The organism is Streptomyces sp. M-16 (genome assembly GCF_052114405.1).
In the GTDB taxonomy this organism is placed as follows: Bacteria; Actinomycetota; Actinomycetes; order Streptomycetales; family Streptomycetaceae; genus Streptomyces.
In genome coordinates this window covers 1-2,966 of sequence record NZ_JBFRER010000261.1, presented here as the reverse complement: position 1 = coordinate 2,966, position 2,966 = coordinate 1, and the positions used below count along the sequence as shown (strand labels likewise).

The following is a 2,966-nucleotide window of genomic DNA, read 5'->3' as shown; positions in this document are numbered from 1 at the left end:
GGGCGGGGCCGGGGGGCGGGGCCGGGCGTCCGGCGTGCGCGGGGGAACCGGCGGCCGCTCAGGAACCGGCGGCCTCTCGGGAACCGGCGGTCGAGCGGCGGAACATGCGGGTCGCGGTGATCTCGCCGTGGATGGTCTCCCCGTCCGGCGACCGCTGCGGCAGGCCGGGCCGCAGGTGCTCCTCGACGCTGATGTACTTCAGGCCCGCCCGCAGGTCGGCGTCGTTGCGCAGCCGGATGACCAGCGGGAACTCGGCGAGGGCCGTGGTGTCGAAGAGGCCCGTCGTGTAGAGCAGCTGGACGCCGAGCGCGTCGGAGACGGCCCGCTGGAGTTCCAGGAGGTAGGTCGCGTTCGCGCGCCCGATCGGGTTGTCCAGGAACAGCGTGCCCGCGTGGCGGTGCTTGTCGCGGCCGCGGTCGTTGCTGCGCAGCGCCGCCATGGTGCAGTACAGCGCGATGGCGGCGGTCAGCAGCTGGCCGCCGGAGAAGACGTCACCCATCTGGCCGACCGGGACCCGCTCGGCGCGCAGCACCGCGTCCGGCTTGAGGATCTCCACGGCGATGCCCTTGGGTTCGAGGGCCGCCTGGACGCCGCGCAGCAGCAGGGACATGCCGTCGCGGCGGCCGCCCTCGCCGAAGGAGGCGGTGCTGTTCTTCTTGACGGCCGCGCGGGTGGCCTCGTCGATGACCTCGCCCAGCCGCTCGGTGAGCGTGGTCTGGTCGGGCTCCTCGAAGCGGATCCGCAGGAACTCCTGGCCCGACCACTCCCCCAGGCCCTCCGGCAGCTGGGAGAGGCGCTGCGCGGACCGCAGGGTGGCCAGGGCGGATTCGACGAGGCCGCGGAGCCGGTCGACGATGCTGTCGCGGTTGCGCTCCAGCTGGGCGAGCTCGTCGGTCAGGACGCGCAGCCGGGGCGCGAAGGCCGCGGCCCAGGCGGCGGCGTGCTCGGGCAGGGCGGAGGCGGGCAGTTCGCGGATCTGCTGGCGGGCGGGGGTGCGCACCTGCTCGTAGCGGGTGGCGTTGGCGTGCCGGACCAGGACGTCGCTCGCCTCGCGCACCGCGGACTCGGCGGCCGAGAGGTCGGCCGTGCAGCCGCGCAGGGAGCGGCGGGCCTCGGTGGCGGACTGCCGGGCCTCCTCCAGGGTGCCCGGGTGCGGCACCGGCTCCTGCTCGTCCTCCGGGTGGTTGTGGTCGCGCAGCAGGTCCCGCAGGAGGGCCGCGGTCTCGTCGAAGCCCCCGGCGCCGTCCTCGGCCGCGCGGTGGGCGCGCAGCAGGTCGGCGTGGGCGGCGCGGGCGCTCTCCACGGCGGCGGAGTGCGCGGCGAGCTGGGCGGTGGCGGTGCGCAGCAGGCCCTGGGCCTGCTCCACGTCGGCCGGGACCAGCTCCTCGGGGAGTTCGGTGTGGGCCTCGCCGTCGGCCGGGGCGTGCCGTTCGGCCTCGCCGCGCAGCCGGCCGAGCTGCTCGCTCGCGGTGGACGCCCGGGATTCCAGCATCTGTACGAGGGCCTCGGCGCGGGCCGCCGCGGCCTGCCGGGACGGGCCGTCGGCGCCGTCGGTGCCTTCGAGGAGCTGGGCGGCGCGGGTGCGGACCTTGTTGGTGAGGCGGTCGAGTTCGGCGAGGGCGGCGCTCTCGTCGCTCTCGGCGCGGGCCTGTTCGGCGCGCAGGTCGGCACCGACGCCGACCTTCTCGTAGAGCCGGGAGGCGGCCCGGTAGGCCTCGCGCAGGTCGGGGAGCGGTGCGCGCGGGGCGTCCTGGGCGGGCAGCTGGTCGGGGGCCCCGGCGATCTCGGCGCGTTCGGCGCGCAGGGCGCGGGCGGTGCGGCGGGCGTCGTCGGCGGCGCGCTGCGCGGCCCGGCGGTCCTCGTCGGCGGCGCGGGCCCGGTCCAGGCAGGCCTCGGCGCGGGCCTCCGACTCGGCGGCCTCCTCGGCGAGTTCGCGGGCCTTCGTCTGCCAGCCGGAGCGCTCGCGCAGTCGGTGGGCCAGACCGGAGAGGGCGTCGGCGGCACGGCGGGCGCGCTGGGCGGCGTCCTGGCGCTCGTCGCGGACCCGGGCCGCGTCGGCGGCGGCCTCGTCGGCCTCGGCGCGTACCGTACGGGCCTCCGCGAGCTCGGCGTCGGCCTCCTCGGCGAAGGTCCGGGCGGCGGCGGCGTGTTCGGCGAGCTGGGCGAGGCGGCCGGGCGGGCAGCCGGTGCGCCAGGAGGCGAGCCGGGCGGCGAGCTCGCGGTCGCCGGAGAGGCGGGCGGCGAGGTCCCGGATCTCGGTGTCGCGGGCCGTGGTGCGGGCGCGGAGCGCCTGGCGCTCCTCGTCGGCGGCGTGCTCGTCGTGCATGGCCGGGTTCGGCGGGACGAGGAAGACCCCGGACTCTGCGCCGGGGTCCCCGGCCGGCGGTACGGGGGCCAGCAGCGCGGCGGCGGTGCCGACGGCGACGGTGGAGCGGGGCAGCAGCGCGGCGGCGGAGAGGACCTCGCGGGCACGGCTGTGGGTGTCGGGGTCGGTGATCACGACGCCGTCGACGAGTTCGGGGCGTGCGGCGAGGACGGCGGCGTGGTCGGCCGGGTCCACGGACTGGGCGAGGTAGCGCCAGCCGGGCAGGGCCGGGATGCCGTGTTCGCCGAGGTACTCGACGGTGGCGAGGACGTCCGGGCCGGGCGGCAGCAGGCCGCCGTCGCCGAGGGCGCCGAGGATGCGGGCGTCGTCGGCGGCGGCGGTGCGCAGCTCGAACAGCTGGCGTTCGGCGGAGCCGACGGTCTCGGCGAGCAGCCGGACCAGCTCGTCGGAGCCCCGGTCGAGGTCGGCGACGGTGAGGCCCGCTCCGGCGGTGGTGGATCCGGAGGCGGAGGCGGATCCGGGGCCCGACCGGTCCGTGACCACCACGGTGCCCGGGCTCGCGGCGTCCGCGCCGGCGGTCTGGCCGGCGCCGGCCGCGGTGGCCGCCCCGGCCGGTGCACCGGGGCCCGCGGGGCCGGGC

General features: G+C 78.3%; 1 pseudogene. It reads right to left on the bottom strand.

From position 1 onward, the window contains the following. Positions 1 to 58: 58 nt before the first annotated feature. A pseudogene (locus AB4039_RS41835) lies at positions 59 to 2,966 on the bottom strand (hypothetical protein); the annotation flags it as partial.